Consider the following 2,981-nt stretch of genomic DNA (forward strand, 5'->3'; position numbering starts at 1 on the left):
TACAACCCCACCCCCCCAACCACCTTCTGGTGGGGGGGGGGGTGCGTGTTTTTTTGTTCAAACCCACCCCACCCCCCCCCGGGGGGGGGGGGGGCTTCACCCCCCCCCCCCCCCCCCCGCTGTGTTGCGCGAGCCGTCCGCCGTTACTTGTTCTCGTTGTTCTCCTTGTTCTACCTGTTCTACTTGTTCACGATGACGGCCTGGATGGCGTTGCTGTTCGACTCGTAGATCCCGATGACCTGCTGCCCGAAGGCGAAGGCTTCCTGGACCTCGTCGTGCGTCACCTGGTTCGGGTTCACCAGAGGGCGCCACGACTGGTTGATGTACAGGTAGAGAATCGACGGCTGGCCGGGCAACGGGGTCACGACATCCCAGAAGTGCTCGGCCACACCGCTCACCAGCGCCTGCGCCTCGACGGCGCTGCGCACGACCAGCGGCTGAGCTTGCTGCTGCGCGCCGAACTGCTGCCCGCCAAGCTGTTGTCCGCCGAGCTGGTGAAGCAGCTGCTGGAACGGCGGCTGCTGCCCGAGCTGCTGCAACTGCTGCTGCAGATGCTGCGGGATCTGCTGCTGAGGCTGCGGCTGCTGCTGGGGGATCTGCTGCTGTTGCTGGCCGATGCCGCCCTGTTGACCGACGCCCTGCTGCCCGTACGGCTGCTGCATCTGCTGTCCGAACGGTTGCTGCTGTCCGAACGGCTGCTGTTGACCGACGCCCTGCTGCTGCCCGTACGCCTGCGGGGGCGCCGTGCTGGGGCCCTGCTGGCCCTGTCCTTGCTGCCCCTGCTGTCCTTGCTGTCCTTGCTGCTGTCCCAGCTGGCTCATCTGCGGGGTGGTGCTCATGCGGGTGCCACCTTCCCTCATTGGTTGAGCATTGATCGGTCTCGTCAGCCCGTGACCACCAGGCCGACGATCTCGTCGTCCGAGAACCAGACACGTACGTCGGGCCGTCCCCCCGCGAAGGAGGAGTGCACCGCCTGGCGGATCTCGGGGGACGGGTTGTTGAGGTTGCGCCAGTCGCCGGCCACGAACAGCCGGAGCCTGGGCGGGAGTTCACGCGGATACGGCACCAGTTCGTCCCAGTACCGCTCGGCCTGGCCCGAGCCGACCGCGTCCGGCAGCAGATGGGTGACCGCCGCCTTGATGTCGGGCCGGTTGCCGATCCGCTGGGAGGCGGGCCGGCCGGGCGCGTCCTGCTGTGGGGATCCCGTGGCCCGCAGCAACGCGCGGGCACTCTCAGGGGAGATCGGCTCCTGCGCGGCCGCCCTGAGCATGCCCTGCAGCGCGGCCAGGGCGCCCACCACCACCGGTGAGGCGGAGGAGGTCCCGGAGAACGTGTCCGTGTACCAGCCGATCTCCTCGGCCCCGCCCTGCAGGTCACCGGGCCGGTCCCAGGTACCGCCGGTGGTCGTGACCTCACGTCCCCAGCCCTGCGCGTCCACGCGTGCCCCGTAGTTGGAGAACGCGAGCCGCGAGCGGTCCGGGCCGTGGTCGCGGCCGTGTGTGCCCGGCGGTGGTGCGCCCGCGCCGACCAGGATCGCGCCGGAGGACTGGTTGGAGGGGTTGAACGGGTTCCGCCACCACTCCGGGAACTCGGCGGGGCGGCGCTCGTACACGCCGTCGTCGAGCGACTCGGCGCCGTTGCCCGCGGCTGCCACCACGATCACGCCCTTGGCGGTCGCGTACCGGACGGCCGCGAAGTTGTCCGGCCACCACTCGATCGGAATGTAACCCTGCTGGTCGTCGCGCGTCTCGAAGTCGAACCGTGGGCCTGGGGCGTGCAGTTCGATCAGGATGATGTCGCCGGGGCCGAGGCGGTCGGCCGCCGAGTGGATCGCAGGCGCGGTGCCGATGCCCTGGAAGGACGCGGCCGCGGTCACCGTGTCCGGCACGATGCCGGTGATCCCCTGCTCGTTGCGGTCGCCGCCGATCACGCCGATGACGGCCGTGCCGTGGTTGCGCCAGGCGAGATCGGCCAGCGGGGTGCCGACGACGACACCCGCGAGCTTCGCTGCCAGGTCCTGGTGGCCGAGTTGCCAGGCCCCCTCCACATCGATCACCGTCACGCCCTGGCCCGTACCGCCCGGCCGCTGCCAGGCCCAGTACGCGTCGATCCCCCCGGGCGCCGGGCGCAGATATCCCTGGCGGCTGGTGAAGTCCGGGGTGACGGGCGCCCCTTCCTTCAGGCGCCGGCTGTCGTCGGCGCTCTCCGCCGCGCGCCCCACCGACCCCACGGACGCCGGTACGGCGCCGGGCTTCACGTACGCCGTGTCGATCTCCGGCAGTGCCGCGATCCGTGAGCGCAGTTCCTGGGCGCGGCTCTCGATGCCGCGCACCCGGTAGAAGAGCGCGAGGTCGGGGCCGCTCTGGGTGGCAGCCGCCGTGGACTGCCGCAGACGTTCCTCGCTGCCGAACAGCGGCTCCAGGGAGAGCTGTTCGTCGCTGAGGAACATGTTGAGGGCTGACACATCGGCGCCCGCCGCCGAACGAACGCCCTCGGCCCGGGCGCGAAGCCTGGCCTCGGGACGTGCGACGACGATCAGCTCCTGCTCGGCTTCTCGGTAGGTGAATCCCGCTCCGTCGGGCCCCGGCCCGGACGTTCCCGGGCCCTGCGCCGGCTGTACCTGGTCGGTCATCGCGTACCGCTCCCTTCGGTCCATGCGGGTGCTCTTGGCTCGGTCCATACGGGTGCTCTGTCGCGGGATGACGCGGTGCCATGTCCCGTCCCCGGGCCGCGCCTTCGAGGCACACCCTGCTACGCGGAGGGCGACTCGTCCACCCCTGTCCGCATCAACTTGGTTTGAAAACAAGTTGAATTGGGAACCCTGTGCAATCCGTCCTGAAACAGATGTCACGAGGCAATCCGGCCAAATGCTGAGGAGACGGATGTCATGTTCTGGGGCGGCAGGGCCCGTTGACCGCTCGGACGGACTCCTGAGCAGGGGGGCATGACGGCTGAGGGGTGGTACGCGTACTGCGTACCAC

At 69.7% G+C, this 2,981-nt stretch carries 2 protein-coding genes; both read right to left on the bottom strand.

The window, feature by feature from the left end; translation table 11 throughout:
- Window positions 1-179: 179 nt before the first annotated feature.
- A complete protein-coding gene (locus ACFWP7_RS29870) occupies window positions 180-839 on the bottom strand; it encodes a hypothetical protein (RefSeq protein WP_384387435.1) in 660 nt (219 codons plus the stop codon).
- A 44-nt stretch (window positions 840-883) separates the two neighbouring features.
- Complete coding sequence (locus ACFWP7_RS29875; RefSeq protein WP_384387439.1) at window positions 884-2,632, bottom strand: S8 family peptidase; 1,749 nt, start codon at window positions 2,630-2,632, stop codon at window positions 884-886.
- Window positions 2,633-2,981 lie beyond the last annotated feature (349 nt).

Origin of the sequence: Streptomyces sp. NPDC058470, assembly GCF_042721055.1 — a bacterium.
Lineage (GTDB): Bacteria > Actinomycetota > Actinomycetes > Streptomycetales > Streptomycetaceae > Streptomyces.